At 46.8% G+C, this 13,921-nt stretch carries 15 protein-coding genes; 11 read left to right on the forward strand and 4 right to left on the reverse strand.

Annotated elements, in window-relative coordinates:
- Window positions 1-302: 302 nt before the first annotated feature.
- Window positions 303-1,457 (reverse strand): IS110 family transposase, encoded by a 1,155-nt coding sequence (locus ACLD71_RS00005; protein ID WP_411991144.1) that lies wholly within the window; start codon window positions 1,455-1,457, stop codon window positions 303-305.
- A gap of 125 nt (window positions 1,458-1,582) precedes the next feature.
- On the opposite strand from ACLD71_RS00005, the gene ACLD71_RS00010 reads away from it, so the two are divergent.
- Complete coding sequence (locus ACLD71_RS00010; RefSeq protein ID WP_411992253.1) at window positions 1,583-2,011, forward strand: hypothetical protein; 429 nt, start codon at window positions 1,583-1,585, stop codon at window positions 2,009-2,011.
- A 411-nt stretch (window positions 2,012-2,422) separates the two neighbouring features.
- Here the strand turns inward: ACLD71_RS00010 and ACLD71_RS00015 are convergent, their stop codons facing one another.
- Window positions 2,423-2,935: a pyridoxamine 5'-phosphate oxidase family protein gene (locus tag ACLD71_RS00015; RefSeq protein WP_137671883.1), complete on the reverse strand. Its 513-nt coding sequence runs from the start codon at window positions 2,933-2,935 to the stop codon at window positions 2,423-2,425.
- Window positions 2,935-3,450: a heme utilization cystosolic carrier protein HutX gene (gene hutX, locus ACLD71_RS00020; RefSeq protein WP_411992255.1), complete on the reverse strand. Its 516-nt coding sequence runs from the start codon at window positions 3,448-3,450 to the stop codon at window positions 2,935-2,937. Before hutX ends, ACLD71_RS00015 begins: the two co-directional genes overlap by 1 nt.
- 183 nt (window positions 3,451-3,633) lie before the next feature.
- Between hutX and ACLD71_RS00025 the strand changes: the two genes are divergently transcribed.
- The 6 genes from ACLD71_RS00025 to ACLD71_RS00050 all read left to right on the forward strand — a co-directional run bounded on the left by ACLD71_RS00025 (window position 3,634) and on the right by ACLD71_RS00050 (window position 8,411).
- Window positions 3,634-4,458, forward strand: coding sequence for a TonB family protein (locus tag ACLD71_RS00025; protein ID WP_411992257.1), 825 nt, complete (start codon window positions 3,634-3,636; stop codon window positions 4,456-4,458).
- Between the two features lie 4 nt (window positions 4,459-4,462).
- Window positions 4,463-5,203, forward strand: coding sequence for a MotA/TolQ/ExbB proton channel family protein (locus ACLD71_RS00030; protein WP_137671885.1), 741 nt, complete (start codon window positions 4,463-4,465; stop codon window positions 5,201-5,203).
- Complete coding sequence (locus ACLD71_RS00035) at window positions 5,200-5,619, forward strand: ExbD/TolR family protein (RefSeq protein WP_411992259.1); 420 nt, start codon at window positions 5,200-5,202, stop codon at window positions 5,617-5,619. Before ACLD71_RS00030 ends, ACLD71_RS00035 begins: the two co-directional genes overlap by 4 nt.
- Window positions 5,616-6,470: a heme/hemin ABC transporter substrate-binding protein gene (locus tag ACLD71_RS00040; protein ID WP_411992261.1), complete on the forward strand. Its 855-nt coding sequence runs from the start codon at window positions 5,616-5,618 to the stop codon at window positions 6,468-6,470. The genes ACLD71_RS00035 and ACLD71_RS00040 overlap by 4 nt, the downstream gene beginning before the upstream one ends.
- 88 nt (window positions 6,471-6,558) lie before the next feature.
- Entirely contained in the window at window positions 6,559-7,623 is a 1,065-nt protein-coding gene (locus tag ACLD71_RS00045) for a FecCD family ABC transporter permease (protein WP_411992263.1), read from the forward strand.
- An 8-nt stretch (window positions 7,624-7,631) separates the two neighbouring features.
- On the forward strand, window positions 7,632-8,411 hold the full coding sequence (locus ACLD71_RS00050; RefSeq protein ID WP_137671889.1) for a heme ABC transporter ATP-binding protein: 780 nt from the start codon (window positions 7,632-7,634) through the stop codon (window positions 8,409-8,411).
- Between the two features lie 6 nt (window positions 8,412-8,417).
- On the opposite strand, the gene ACLD71_RS00055 is transcribed toward ACLD71_RS00050, so the two are convergent.
- On the reverse strand, window positions 8,418-9,326 hold the full coding sequence (locus tag ACLD71_RS00055) for a helix-turn-helix transcriptional regulator (protein ID WP_411992265.1): 909 nt from the start codon (window positions 9,324-9,326) through the stop codon (window positions 8,418-8,420).
- Between the two features lie 292 nt (window positions 9,327-9,618).
- Here ACLD71_RS00055 and ACLD71_RS00060 point away from each other — a divergent pair, with 292 nt between their 5' ends.
- From ACLD71_RS00060 to ACLD71_RS00075, 4 genes are read left to right on the forward strand one after another with little or no spacing between them, the layout of a single operon-like run.
- Window positions 9,619-10,494, forward strand: coding sequence for a virulence protein (locus ACLD71_RS00060; RefSeq protein WP_235836142.1), 876 nt, complete (start codon window positions 9,619-9,621; stop codon window positions 10,492-10,494).
- The gene (locus ACLD71_RS00065) at window positions 10,494-11,423 is read left to right on the forward strand and encodes an alpha/beta fold hydrolase (protein WP_411992267.1); all 930 of its coding nucleotides are present in this window, start codon (window positions 10,494-10,496) and stop codon (window positions 11,421-11,423) included. The genes ACLD71_RS00060 and ACLD71_RS00065 overlap by 1 nt, the downstream gene beginning before the upstream one ends.
- A complete protein-coding gene (locus tag ACLD71_RS00070; protein ID WP_411992268.1) occupies window positions 11,423-12,724 on the forward strand; it encodes a DUF4056 domain-containing protein in 1,302 nt (433 codons plus the stop codon). Before ACLD71_RS00065 ends, ACLD71_RS00070 begins: the two co-directional genes overlap by 1 nt.
- Window positions 12,725-13,888, forward strand: a complete 1,164-nt coding sequence (locus ACLD71_RS00075; protein WP_411992269.1) for a BamA/TamA family outer membrane protein — start codon at window positions 12,725-12,727, stop codon at window positions 13,886-13,888.
- Window positions 13,889-13,921 lie beyond the last annotated feature (33 nt).

Genomic DNA, 13,921 nt, shown 5'->3' on the forward strand with positions numbered 1-13,921 from the left:
GCGTTGGTATGACTCCCCATGTCAAGTTGAGCGCCTAAACCCCTAGCTCGTGTGAACCATTGCTCTTTGCCTAAAGGGCGAGTTAATGCATGAGCTTGAAGCAAGTAAGTTCGTCGGTTCTCATGCTGATATCCGTAGATTACCCAAACAGCGGGCAGCGCTAACCTTACTTATTCCGTCGTGGCACCTGTCTTCAGTCTATGCTCGTGGGTCAATTACTTTTCGATAACTGCCATCCTAACGCCGTCGGTGGTTGTGCCACAGCCGATGCTTAAGCTCATACATCAACTCTATTTTTGTCATTATGCGGGGACCCTAGCTAAACGATGTTTGGGGTTAACATTAATTAATACCACTTGTTTTGCTATGGCCCAGATATAGGCAATCATTTCACGTGCAATGGCGGTGACCACCACATTGTAATGTTTGCCTTTGTGCATTAAACGCTGATAACGACGGCATAAACGTAGTTGTGCTTGCCACGCCTTATCAACAACTGTTTTGGGTAAGCCCTCCTGCCTTAGCTGTAAATCTGTAGAGATGTTTGCGGGATAACGGTAGCTATGGGCCCCTTCAATAAGTAAACGCCTTGCTCTGCCATTACCACATTTGGTGATGGCGCCTATATGCCGTTTCCCTCCGCTAGAGTGCTCACTGGGCACTAAGCCTAAATAACTCATGAGCTTACGTGGGTGGTCAAAGCGGCGTATATCACCGAGCTCTGCTATCAAGCCAGTAGCCACCAATAATCGAACACCACGCATGGCTTGTACGGCTTTCACTACTGGGTAATAACGCCATGCTTGTACCTGATGCGCTAATTCATTATCAAGACGCTTTAGGCGAGCAATACGTTCATTAATGGTGTGTAAGTATTCTTGTAGCGCAATTTGTTGTGCTGGGTGGGGGAGCACTAACTCGGTGAGCCAGCGTAGGTGCTTAGCCGACCAATTGGCAGTGCCCGCATAGTTAATGTTATTACGTAGTAGCAAGGCTTTTAACTGATACTTGGCATCCTTTAAGTCTTTCATAGCGGTCTCACGCGCACGCGATAAATCCCGTACGGCTTCATCCTCAGGCTCTGGGACGTAAATAGGTGTTAGGTCTTCGGTTTTTAGCAGCTTGGCAAGTTTGAGTGCATCACGCTTATCGGTTTTTATCTTATCGCCTGGCTTTTTAGGGATAAGTGACGGGGCGACCACATAGCAACAATGGCCAAGGCTGGTGAGCAGGCGGTATATCCAGTAACCGCAAGGCCCCGCTTCATAGACAAAGTGTAAGGTGGCTCTTGGGTATTTAGAGTGAAGCTGTTTGGCCAGTTTAACAATGGCGGCTTTAGCGCTAGATATTCTGCCGAAGTGAACCGCTTGCGCCCCGCGTTGGTCTTCAATATAGGCGACTTCAACAAACTCTTTGTGAGTATCTAGGCCAATAAAAAGTATGTTATGTTTATTCATGCTGATCTCCAATCTAGTTTATTATCATTAACTATTATGGCTCTGGCTTTCAGCTAACCCACGAAGTTGGAGATCAGCACCTTCTTGGGGAGTCATTATGTCTATGCATCTAGGTAGATTGTGCAATGGAAGCGAGACCTAATAAATCCGAAGAGTTATTCCTCAGTCTTGGGTACAACCGGTTTTACGACTTGTTCGATGAGATCATGATGGATGATTTCTGGGAAAAAGAGGATTGCTATAGGTTTGGCAAAGTGTCGAGCATCTTTGCAGTTTATGCCGAGCTTTTGGCTTATGAGCCATTCAAGCATGTACTTGAAGCGCTAAAGACGCAGCGTCCTCCGATGGAATCTGAGATTGGAGGCCCTCTGTTTAAGTTCGTGCGTAACGTACTCGCTCATTTTCCCGTATTTGAAACATGGGGTGAGGTGTGGGTGAGTAAAGAACTAGTTAATTGGCAGAGAGAAGGCCTGACGATTGACCGCTTTCTAAAGAAGTATGTAGGTCACGATGAAGTGAAGTATCGCTTCTGGGAAGCAGATAAAAACGCATGACTTATATGAGTATTCGTTTTCCCGAAAAATACGACGACAACAAGATATATCTTAAGGATATGATCGAAGAAAAGGACGGAGTGAAATTTTCACTCATAATGATGCGCCAAATACTTAATACACAAGTAGAGTCAATTGGTGAAAATGCATAACAAACAAAGGCAGCGGACGCCAAAAAGCGGCGCTCGCTGCTTTGGGCGTTACACCATCATGGCTTAAAAATAAGTTAGCCATTAGCCTAGGTAAACCTAGATTCATTAATTTGGCAGTTCTAAAGGCATAAAAAAAGCTGCACCAATACTAGTGCAGCTACAGTCAAATAAGACCCAAGGTTTCAGCTTGCGCTGAGTGTGGAGAGAGTACTTACGTACAAGGGCAGCTAAGCCCCAACGGGTGTAAACCCACGAGCCCTTAAGCTCGCTTTTTATGCCCTTCCTTCAAGTGCACAAAATCGACATCATCAAGACCTTGAATATCAAAGGCTTGACCAAATCCTTTTACATAACGCCCTTTTACTGGCGTTAATGCGAATAATTTAAAATCGGCGAGTTGGCGTAAGTTACCCACTATTTCGCCATGGCGCTGCTCTAGTAAATCCAATACTTGCTCACGTGGTTCGTCTTCGACTTGCTTAGCTATTACGTCGTAACTTAAGCGTTTGCGCGCATAAATTTGCTTAGTATCGGCTTCGTCGGCAATAAGCATTACTGCCGCTTTGTTATGGGCGCGCAGGTAATCAGCATGTTTAGATATATCGCTAATCAATATGTAAAACGCGCCTTGGTAGCTAATAAACGGCGAGTATGAACTGTGTGGAAAACCATCTTCACCCATAGACGCAATTAATATGCTCTGCTGCTTAGCAATAAATTCGGCGATTTCTGGGCCGAGGCGTGATGCCAAGCGTTCTTTTTTATCAATCATTACTGTTGGTTCTCTAGTTCCGTTAGTGCCATGTTCTGTTTCAATAAATCAAAACGCTCTACCTGCTGCGGCAATAAAACGCGTTTGCGATCTCGGCCTAGGTAAATCTTAAATATGGTGGCGCCGTTATCATCAAAAAACTGGAAACAGTAGCTTTCTACACCGCGCAAAGGCTTGCTCACTAATGCAATGTTAGCAATATTTTCAAGCTTTAAGTGGCCATGTAGGTGGCTTTGTTTATCCATTAAATTGTAATAGCCATGACCAGGCTTACCACTTGGAAAATTATCTTTTATTTCAAATACCGAGCCTGCCACTTGAATAATGGTGGTTAATGGCCCCCAACTGGGTAAGTCGTACATTAGCCATTGAAGCTGTTCGTTAGGTAACCAACATGCCCATTCTTGGGGAAGTTGCTCTACCACTTCGGCTTCACTGCATTGCGCTTTTTCTGCCAATTGAGCCACACTCATTTCGCTATGTTGCTCTACTACTTCGGCTAGCGTTAATGCCATTTAACTCTCCTATCTACTGTTACTACTTGCGTCTTCACCCGCGTAAAGCTGAAGAACTAAAGATGAAATTACCTTAACCCACCCTCAAATCAAATGCAAATCATTATCATTTGTATTTACTTATTTTTTGTTTGCCATTATTCTAAGCGCAGTTTTTAAGAATTAACCGTGTAAGGGCAAAAAATGGGGAAGCTTAGTTTGGCCGTGCTTCTTTCGGCGGCTATTCATGGCTACTTTATCTATAAGCAGCCCGAACCTAGAGAAATAAGCTTAAGTGCAGGCGGGCAAAACGCTGCGCCAAGTTTGAGTATTGTGGCTATTAGTACTGCTGTTGCTGCGCCTGCCGCAGAGCCAGAAGAGCTAGTGCCAGAACAGGCACCTATTGAGCCTGCGCCAGCAGTACAACCAGAGCCTACCTTAGCGCCAATGGAAACCGTAAACACCCAACCACTTAAGCCTGCGCCTGTAAAACAACCAATAACGCCTCCTGTTGCCAAGGACAGTAAACGTGAAAGCCAAATTGCCAAATCAAGCCCTAAACCAGAGCCCTCTCCTACCCAACCGACGCAACCGGAACAAGTTGAAAAGACGTTGGCAGAACCCCTTGAGCTCGCAGCAAAGCCAGATGATAAGCTCGAGCCTGTTACTGAAAAGCTAAACCCTGCGCCTGCCGCCGCTAGCCAAGTAAACAGTAAGGTTGAAGTGGATTCTGGTTTGGCTCAGCAGCCTCGCTTAAACAGCCAACCGCGCTTTGCTAAACCGCCCACTGCACCGGTATATCCTCGCCTCGCTAAAAAGCGCGGTTTAGAAGGCACAGTAATGGTTGAAGTATGGCTTGACCCTAAAGGCCAACAAACCAAACGAGAAATTAACGCCAGCTCTGGGGTGAAAAGCTTAGATAAAGCCGCCCTTAAAGCAGTAAAAAAGTGGCGCTTTAAAGCGCTAATGGTAGACGGCCAAGCACAGGCCTCTCGCGCCCTTATTCCTATTCGATTTAAGTTGAGTTAACCCTATGCAAAACCTCTCTAACGATCAGCTAAGCGCTGTTAGCAATATTATTACTGCCGAGCAGTTAGGCGATTTACGCTGGCCGATTGTATTTTGTTCGGTGCTGGCCTGCGCCATTATTATTGAGCGAATCGTAAGCCTTGCTTATACCCACATAAGTAACCACAAACGAGACTGGTTAAAACAAGCGACACACTTGTTAACTAGCGAGAAAGGCAGCTGCAAAAAAGACAACAAACAATGCTTCTCTAGCTCTAATAGCTTAGCCCGCAAGGCTATTTGCTTATTGCTAGTGCACAAAAATCAAAACAAAGCCCTGCGCGAAGAAATAGCCGCCGTATGGTTACGCCAACAGCAACAAAAGCTAGCACGAGGCTTAAAAGCCTTACACATTTTGGCCTTAATTAGCCCACTACTTGGTCTACTAGGTACCGTGCTGGGTTTAATAGAAATGTTTGATGCCTTGGCGACTAGCGAGCAAGCAGTTAACCCCGCCACGCTGTCGCAAGGTTTGGGAACAGCGATGTATACCACCGCTGCCGGTTTATTAGTGACCGTGCCAGCACTAGCCTTTGCCCACGGCTTAAGTTTGTGGAAAGAACGCATTATTCATGAGCTAGAAACCATTATTAACCAAGCAAACCTGATGATTGAAGGGGTGAATACCCTAGCCGATGATGCACGTACTTTATCAGCGTTTCACCCTACAGCGGCTGAACCTAAGCTAGAGCAAGCACCTGCATGATCCGCGTAGAAGAACAGCACAACAGCTTTAGCATGGTGCCCGACTTAACCGCCTTGCTAGATATTATTTTTATTGTATTGGTGTTTTTGTTGCTCACCGCCAACTCACGGGTTTACCAAATGGATATGGATTTACCTGCTACCGAGCAAGGCCAAACAAGCCTAGCCACCGAGCCAGCAAGCATTCAGTTAAGTTTGTTTCAAAGCAATCCTATTTGGGGATTAGGCGAGCAACGTTATCAACACTTTAAAGAGTTTGAATCTGCCCTGCTGCTGCAAACTAATGACCAAGATAAACCCACTGTTAGCTTGGCCAGCGAGCGCCAAGTGCCAGTAGAACACTTATTAAAAATGCTGGAGCTATTACAGCAACAGAACATTGAGACCACTCAAATTTTAATGGATAAAGAATCATGATTAAGCGCCACGCCTCGTTTTTAGCTTCTGCCCTTGTTGGCCTTAATTTGCTTATCAGCCCTAGCGTGCAAGCAGAGCCGCTGCAGCGAGTGGTAAGTGCTGGTGCCAATATTACTGAGATTATTGTGGCCTTAAACGCCCAGCAGCAGCTAATTGCAGTAGATTCTACCAGTGAATTACCAGGCGATATGGCGCTGCCGGTAGTGGGCTATCACCGCCGATTAAGCGCCGAAGGGCTATTAGCGCTATCACCAGACAGCATTATTGGTAGTGACGAAATGGGCCCAGATAGCAGTATTGCTCAGTTGCAACAAGCCGGTATTGCGGTGCATAAGCTCAATAGTCAATCTACCATTGAGAGCCTACAACTGCGCATTAAACAACTAGCGGATTTAATGGGACACCCACAACAAGGTGAGGAGTTACAAGCTCAGCTCAACAGCCAGTTAAACCAGCTAGAACAGCAAGCTCAAACAGCTAAAGCCGCCAATACCTTATTCTTTTTAAGCCATGACGCCAAAAAGCTAGTTGCGGCAGGCAGCGACACCACCGCCAATAGCATTATGGAACTGGCCGGTGCGGTAAACTTAGCCAAGCCGCATATCAACAGCTATAAACCCTTGTCTGATGAGGCGATTTTATCGATGCAGCCAGAGCTACTGTTATTTAGCCAACGAAGCTTAGAGATGCTAGGTGGCGTAGATGGTGTGTTAAGCAGCTTCCCCGTTTTAGCCGCAACGCCTGCCGGAAAAAACAAAGCGATTTTTGCTATTGATGGACATGCTTTGGTGGGTGGCTTAGGCTTGGCAAGCATAGATGAAGCGGTGCGACTCACTCAGCGCTTACAATAATTAGATTTCTCGTTTAAGCGCTAGCTTGAATTAAAAGTGATTTTAACCAGCAGCTTAACCGCTACAGGTGCTTTAATAGGTTTTATTAATGTCTTTGTTTTCTCCACAATCAGCCAATGGCTCGGTGTTTTCCGGTTGGCTAATGCCTGCGGCTTTATTACTGTTACTCGCCACAGCTTTACTATCGGTTACCCAAGGGCCAATGAGCATTCCTGTGAGCGATGCCTTAGTGGCGCTATTACCTTTTGAGTTTGCTAGCGACGCTCCTGCGCATTACCAGTTAGTGGTGACCGGTATTCGTTTGCCGCGCACATTATTATGCATTGCTGTTGGCGCAATATTGGCCATGTGTGGCGCGGTAATGCAGGGCTTATTTCGCAACCCTTTAGCTGACCCCGGCATTATTGGTGTATCAAGTGGCAGCGCAGCAGGCGCGGCGGTGGCCATTGTGTTAATTGGTTTGATAGATTGGCAATTACCTGAATTTGTTAGCGCCCTAGCCATCCCCCTATTTGCCTTTATCGGCGGCTTTGTGACCACCATTTTAGTTTACCGTTTAGGCACCACGCCTAACGGCACTTCGGTGGTGATGATGTTATTGGCAGGTATTGCCATTGGCGCCTTAAGCGGTGCCGGTATTGGCCTACTCAGCTATTTAGCTAACGACCAAATGCTACGAGATTTAAGCCTATGGCAAATGGGATCGTTAGCCGGCGCAACCTGGAGCAACATTGCGCTGGCTTCTGTCACGCTAGTTATTTTGTGTGTGGTGTTTATGCGCAAAGCCAAGGCCTTGAATGCCTTACTACTGGGTGAAGCCGAAGCAGGCCATTTAGGCATTAAAGTGCAGCAGTTAAAAAGCCAATTGATCTTTTTCACTGCTTTAGGGGTGGGCATAGCCGTTTCTGTTTCGGGTTTAATCGGCTTTGTTGGCTTAGTGGTGCCGCATTTGGTACGCATGTTAATGGGGCCGAACCATCAACGCTTAATTCCTTTTAGCGCCTTATTGGGTGCTGCCTTGCTATTACTGGCGGACCTAATTTCACGCTTAGTGATAAGCCCAGCCGAATTGCCAGTAGGCATTGTTACCGCGCTTGTTGGCGCACCGTTTTTCATCTTCTTGCTATTGCAGCAACGCCAACGGATAGCCTAGGAAACAGTATGAGCAACTCAAACAGCATTCAACTCAGTAATATTCAGTTATCTTTAGGCTCAAAGCAGCTATTTAGTGATTTGTCGGTGAACTTTCATGCCGGCCAACATACGGCGTTGTTAGGCGCAAACGGCGCTGGTAAAAGCTCCCTACTTAAACTGATTTGTGGTGATAGAAAGCAACACGGCGGCGAGATAAATATTCTTGGCCAGCAGCGTGAAGCGTGGGATAAACCCGAACTAAGCCGCCACTTGGCAGTGCTACCGCAAAGCTCTGAACTCAGCTTTGCATTTAGCGTGAGCGAAGTCGTGGCGCTAGGTTTACTGAACAGCAAGCTTAGCTATCAACAGCAGCAAGTGGTGGTTAAGCAGCAATTAGAACTGATGGATATTTGGCATTACCGCGATACGCCCTACCCGCAGCTTTCTGGAGGCGAGAAACAGCGAGTTCACTATGCGCGAGTCACCGCGCAGCTGGCGACTACTCCAGTGGAGCAACAAATATTGCTGCTCGACGAGCCCACCAGTGCCTTAGATTTAAGCCACCAACAAGTGCTTATGGAGCATGCTTCAAAACTGAGTCAACAAGGGGCAACGGTAATTAGTGTGGTGCACGACCTCAACTTAGCGTCGCGCTACTGCCAACGTATTTTGTTGCTAAAACACGGTGAAATGTGTGCCGATGGCGAGCCAGAAAAAGTACTCACCCAAGCAAATATTCATCAAGTATTTGATTACCAAGCACAGATTTTACGCCATCCAGAACAAGACTTTCCGGTCATTATTTAAACCTAGCTACTTTCCAAGTCTGGATAGTCGATATGCCTTTGGACTAAGGCCGGTAAGCTGCTTAAAGCGAGCGCTAAAATGCGCCTGCGAAGAAAACCCTACTTGATAGGCAATCTCAGCCAAACTTAACTCTTCATTTAACAATAAGCGCTTAGCCGTTACTGCTCGGCGTGTACTTAAATATTGATGTGGGCTAAGCCCACTACTGTGTTTAAACATTCGCGCAAAATGGTAGTCACTGAGATCCACTAACTGCGCTAGGTGATTAAGGCTTATGTTTTCGGCTAGGTGGGCTTCTATATAGTCTTTACAGAGCTGTAATTGAAAGGGTGCTAATCCTCCTTTGATGACCAAACTTGGCAGTGCTTTATCAACGTAATGTTTAACAATGTGACCAAGCAGCAATTGGCTCACTTGATCCAAAGCAAGCCGGTCGCCGCTATCTTGCCAATTAAGGTTTAAGGCCCATTGCTGAATTAGGCTGTTTACTGCGGGGTCGTCGATAAAGGTTTTATCTTGCAGCTGTATTTGGCTGGCTCCTTTATCCCACACTTGCTCCACACTGCGGCTTAGATCAAGGTCACTAAAATACAGATGAACAAAGCCCAGCTCGCCGTCAACTTGCCAGTGAGACTCGTGCCCTGCAGGCATTAAGCACAGTTTTCCAGGTGCCCCACCACCCAGCTGTTTTTTACCTATCACCCGTTTAGTGCGGTAGCCGCCAGATAAGTAAACACTCAAGGTATGATGCTCAGGCTTTAGGTAAGAGGTACGGTCGTCACAGTTAGACCAACGAGCAAAACCCAGCTGCTCACCTAAATTAACGCTATTGTGCAGCACCGCTCGGGCATTATTTAAACGTTCAAATACGTGACTATGCTGAATAAGTTGATGGTGGGTCTTGTGGTTTGGCATCCCATCTCCTTATGGTTAGCGCCGCCATTTAATGTGATATCCATCATAATCTTTAACGCCAAGAATGCAAAACCAACAATTAGAGTAATTACTTGCAATCGGATTTGAACTTAAATACCATTTGCCGACTTATTTTTAAGCAAAGAACCTGTAAGCCTTTCAGGATCTGTTGTGCGCGAATCTATCAACGCACCACCCTCCAAACAACACGGACGTAAACACTTTGCTCGCAAGGTGACTTTGGCGATCGCTGCTTAGTTTTATTAACGTGTTATTTGAGACTCACTTGTAAATGAAAATGCTCAACGTGTTGCGCAGCCTTATTACTGCGGCCTTGTTATCCCCATTACTCAGCGTTGCGGAAAGCTTGTTAGAACCCACACCTGAAGCCGAGCAATACGATGCTTACTTTCCTATTTGGGCGCAAGAAGCCATCGATTTAGGCCATAAATTGCCAAAGCCTTATGGCTTTAGCATTAATTACATGAGCATGTCGCAGCCACTAATAGTAGATAGCGTAGCGTTTTCTGGTTTAGGTGATGTTATTGATAACTTAGTGGGCGTTGAGGGTAGCCACGCTATTCAAGAATCGGAAACGCTCACCTTGCGTGGTGATGTTTGGGTACTGCCATTTCTCAACGTATATGGGCTATTAGGCCAAACCAAAGGCAGCAGTGTTGCCAACGTACAGGTGAATCTAGCAGGAAATCCTATCGGCCCGGCCTTTGATTTTAACCTTGAATTTAGTGGCATTACCTATGGCGCAGGTACCACTTTGGTAGGCGGTATAGACAATTGGTTTGCCTTACTCGATGTGAACTATACCAATACCGATTTAGACATACTTGACGGTGAGATTAGCACCATAGTGGTAACCCCGCGCTTAGGATACCGCTGGGAAACTGGCGGCCGCGACATCCAGATTTGGGGTGGCGCAATGTATCAAAACGTAGAGCAAACCTTTAGCGGTAACTTAGATGACATAGGCATTAACCTGCCACCGCCACTGCCCTCTGGCGGTAAATTTACCGTAACCCAGCACTTAGAAGAACGTTGGAATGCTCTGATTGGTGGTCAAATGTCACTCACAGAACATGTTGATGCCTTACTCGAAGTCGGTTTTGGCAAGCGCAGTAGCTTTATGCTGGGCTTAGGATACCGTTTCTAGTGACATACTTAGCTCAGCTAAAACCTTGGTTACTCACTGTATTGCTGGCAGTTAGCTTGAGTGGCTGTTCGGCTTTGTCAGTGAAAGAGCAACTTGATCACTCACAGCTTACCAAGGCAGGTTTCACCCAGAGTGAGCTACACCTAGCCGAAGGCGGAGAACTGCGTTACTGGGTAGGTGGTCAGGGTAAACCCTTAGTGATGTTGCATGGTTTTGGCGGCACCGCTACTACCACTTGGCTACCCATGATGCTAGAGCTTAGCCAGCACTACACCATTATTGCTCCCGATTTAGCATGGTTTGGTGACTCATTTAGCCAAGGCACCGCTAACATTACCACCCAGCGCGCAGCAGTAAATCAACTGCTCAGCCAGCTGCGGGTTGAACACTGCAGCTTGGTAGGCATTTCCTACGGCGGCTTAGTGGCTTACGACATGATGGCAAACCAGCAAGGCATAGATAAAGCGGTAATACTTGCCAGCCCTGGCACTTTTATTAGTGACCAAAACTTAGCAGAGTTAAGCCAACGTTTTGACCGCGACCACCCAGCAGACATTTTTGTGCCGGAAAACCGCCAACAAATGCGCCACCTATTCGAAGGCGTATTCACCCGTTTTCCTCCATTGCCACACGCCATTGATGAGCAAATCTATCAACGCTATTTCGCCCAATGGCAAGAGCAAAAGCGCAAGTTGATTGATAGCTTACCCAGCTATCGCGATCAGCTCGCGCCGCAAGTCGATCCCAAATTAATGCCACCCACCCTATTAGTTTGGGGTGAAAATGACCGCGTATTTCCGTTGGAGCAAGGCAAGCAATTATCCCGCTATTTGGATGCACCCATGGTGGTAATTCCTGAAGCGCCTCATAACATTAGCAATGAGCACCCTGCCACAGTTAGCCAAGCTATCGAGTTATTTATTCAATAATGCCAAACTTTATTAATAGGCTTGCCATCGCAGCCCAGCAGCGCCTTACAACACTGATTACTTTGCTCTTGTTGAGTACGCTTAGCGCTTGCTCGTCTAGCGACTGGCAAAGCCGCAACCACCCTAGTGATGATGCCGTAGCTGCAGCCTTAACTGAACAGCCAGATATGGTGGTACTTAGCCAGCAAACGCCTCTGCAATTTAGCTTAGCAAGAATGCCTGAAGACGTGCGCCCCTGCTGCGCATTTGGCAACAACCACAAAGTGAAAGTAGGCAGTATACAAGTGCCTATGTTTCGCTACGCTAATACTTTATCGCTGGATGAAATAGGCCCACATGCTTACGAGGCCGGTACTTGGAGCTTGCAACGTGGCCAGCCTAACGGCCGCAGACACGGTGAAAACAACGGCCAAATCTATACCCTACGCGGCGGTTTTATTGACTTAGCGCACGTGCGAGATACCGCCGACAACACCGTGGCGCTGTTCCAACGCATTTACCCGCAGCTTGGCCAAGCTTTTAGTATTGAGCTGCCGCCTGAAATTGGCCCTCGTGAGTTACGTTTCCAGGCTTTTTCAATCGACCAACTAAGTCCACAGCAACGCCTAGAGCTAGCCGCACAGCTGGCGGCTCGTATGGCTTACTCAATGGCAGAAGCTCATGAGATTGCTCAATGGCATGGCTATCGCAGCTGGAAGCCTTGGTCTGAAACCGTGTCGGCCTACTCACCCGAAGATCTTTATTCGAATATGCTTGGCGCTAAAATAGGTTTGGCCTTGATAATGAACAACCTAGTCATGAGTCGCGAGCTATACAACCAGCACATGACACAATGGCTATCGGCCTCTATTACCCAGTTACACCCGGTTTCTAAAGCGCAAACCAATGCCTTTTTTGATGCTATAGATGGACATTGGTGGGACTCAAACATCGCCCTACCCAGTAAATTTATGCTGTTAAAACGTCACTACCAATTGGGCAAGCAACAAGCGCCTTACATCGTGCCACAGGCCTTAGCCCAAGCGGATGAAAGCTGGCCACTATTAGCGCCTCTTTACGCTAAGCGCTTAAGCCCCTTACCTCTTTCACTGCCAGCCACGGTTTATGGTATTGATTTAGCCGGGGTTGCTCAGCAGTGGCTAACAGTGGCGCCCAAATTCCAAGGTAGCTTTAGCCATATTCCTAAACACCTTTGGCAAAGTGGCTTTAGTAACCGTAAATTTTTAGCGATTAGTCATTTTAATCAGCTACAGGATGAAATAGAGCTACAAGCTCACTTCGACCAAGGAACCGTCAACTAAATGAAGCCATTGCGTAATCTAACGCTAAGTGTCTTATTCGGCTTTACTGGTATGGTAAGCGCTTCAGAGATGCAGGAACCCAGCGAACAAGACAATAGCGAACCTAGCTGGGTAGACAATATATTGGATAAACTTGGCGCAGATGGCGGTTATGACGACACTAAACCCATCGACTTTAGCGTGTTGCCAGGTCCCTTTTACAACCCAGAAATGTCTTTGGGTGTGGGGATATCGGCAATTGGTTTATATCAAGTCGATAAAGATGATCAGGTTAGCCAAACCTCGTCATTGGTGATTAACGGCTTTGCCTCAATAAACGGTTCTATGGGCGTGGTGATTGATAATCGCAGCTTCTTAAAAGAAGACCAATGGCGGCTCTATGTAGATGCTGAAATCGCCGACGCTCCCGACGTGTTTTATGGTGTGGGTTATCAAGAAAATCACCAAAGTGATAACAAGGTCGACTTCAATCATCGTCAGTTTTCATTGCGCCCCACTTTGTTAAAACGGGTGGCGGATTCGTCATTTATTGGTGGTGGCTTTGATTTTAGTTACGCCAAGGCAAATAACATTGAGACAAACGATAGCTTGGTTGATAGCTCGATACTTGATGAAAGTTCCACTGCGGTGGGGTTAACCTTTAAAGGCAACTACGATACGCGCGACGTGGTGAGGAATCCTTACAACGGGCGTTTGATAGAACTAGATGCTGGCTTTTACCACCCTTCTTTTGGCAGTAGTGAAAATTTTCGCACCTTAAACCTTAACTACAGCGAATACCTGCAGATGGGCCCAAGGGATAGCGTATTTGCTTGGCAATTTAAAAGCCGCTTCACCAACGGTGACGTGCCTTGGCATATGCTGTCTACTGTGGGTGGAGGTTCAGCCTTACGTGGCTATGCCACTGGCCGCTATCGCGACAAACAAATGCTAATGAGCCAAGCCGAATACCGTTGGGACCTGCCCGGTCGACATGGCATGGTATTTTGGCTCGGTGCAGGCGCTGTCGCGCCAGAGGTTGATCAATTCAGCTCTCAAGAAATCTTACCAAACGCAGGTTTTGGTTATCGCTTTGAAGTAAAAAGCCGCGTTAACTTGCGCTTAGATATGGGCTTTGGCGACGGTGAAAGAGGCTTCTATTTCAACGTAGACGAGGCATTTTAAATCAACTTAAATTAGGGCGAGGAGTTTTCCACT

Origin of the sequence: Agarivorans sp. DSG3-1, from assembly GCF_046774965.1 — a bacterium.
GTDB lineage: Bacteria > Pseudomonadota > Gammaproteobacteria > Enterobacterales > Celerinatantimonadaceae > Agarivorans.

Excerpts from the sequence above, each read along its gene's own strand:
- ACLD71_RS00005 (WP_411991144.1), bottom strand. The coding sequence starts at position 1,457 with ATGAATAAACATAACATACTTTTTATTGGCCTAGATACTCACAAAGAG.
- ACLD71_RS00010 (WP_411992253.1), top strand. The coding sequence starts at position 1,583 with ATGGAAGCGAGACCTAATAAATCCGAAGAGTTATTCCTCAGTCTTGGG.
- ACLD71_RS00015 (WP_137671883.1), bottom strand. The coding sequence starts at position 2,935 with ATGATTGATAAAAAAGAACGCTTGGCATCACGCCTCGGCCCAGAAATC.
- hutX (WP_411992255.1), bottom strand. The coding sequence starts at position 3,450 with ATGGCATTAACGCTAGCCGAAGTAGTAGAGCAACATAGCGAAATGAGT.
- ACLD71_RS00025 (WP_411992257.1), top strand. The coding sequence starts at position 3,634 with ATGGGGAAGCTTAGTTTGGCCGTGCTTCTTTCGGCGGCTATTCATGGC.
- ACLD71_RS00030 (WP_137671885.1), top strand. The coding sequence starts at position 4,463 with ATGCAAAACCTCTCTAACGATCAGCTAAGCGCTGTTAGCAATATTATT.
- ACLD71_RS00035 (WP_411992259.1), top strand. The coding sequence starts at position 5,200 with ATGATCCGCGTAGAAGAACAGCACAACAGCTTTAGCATGGTGCCCGAC.
- ACLD71_RS00040 (WP_411992261.1), top strand. The coding sequence starts at position 5,616 with ATGATTAAGCGCCACGCCTCGTTTTTAGCTTCTGCCCTTGTTGGCCTT.
- ACLD71_RS00045 (WP_411992263.1), top strand. The coding sequence starts at position 6,559 with ATGTCTTTGTTTTCTCCACAATCAGCCAATGGCTCGGTGTTTTCCGGT.
- ACLD71_RS00050 (WP_137671889.1), top strand. The coding sequence starts at position 7,632 with ATGAGCAACTCAAACAGCATTCAACTCAGTAATATTCAGTTATCTTTA.
- ACLD71_RS00055 (WP_411992265.1), bottom strand. The coding sequence starts at position 9,326 with ATGCCAAACCACAAGACCCACCATCAACTTATTCAGCATAGTCACGTA.
- ACLD71_RS00060 (WP_235836142.1), top strand. The coding sequence starts at position 9,619 with ATGAAAATGCTCAACGTGTTGCGCAGCCTTATTACTGCGGCCTTGTTA.
- ACLD71_RS00070 (WP_411992268.1), top strand. The coding sequence starts at position 11,423 with ATGCCAAACTTTATTAATAGGCTTGCCATCGCAGCCCAGCAGCGCCTT.
- ACLD71_RS00075 (WP_411992269.1), top strand. The coding sequence starts at position 12,725 with ATGAAGCCATTGCGTAATCTAACGCTAAGTGTCTTATTCGGCTTTACT.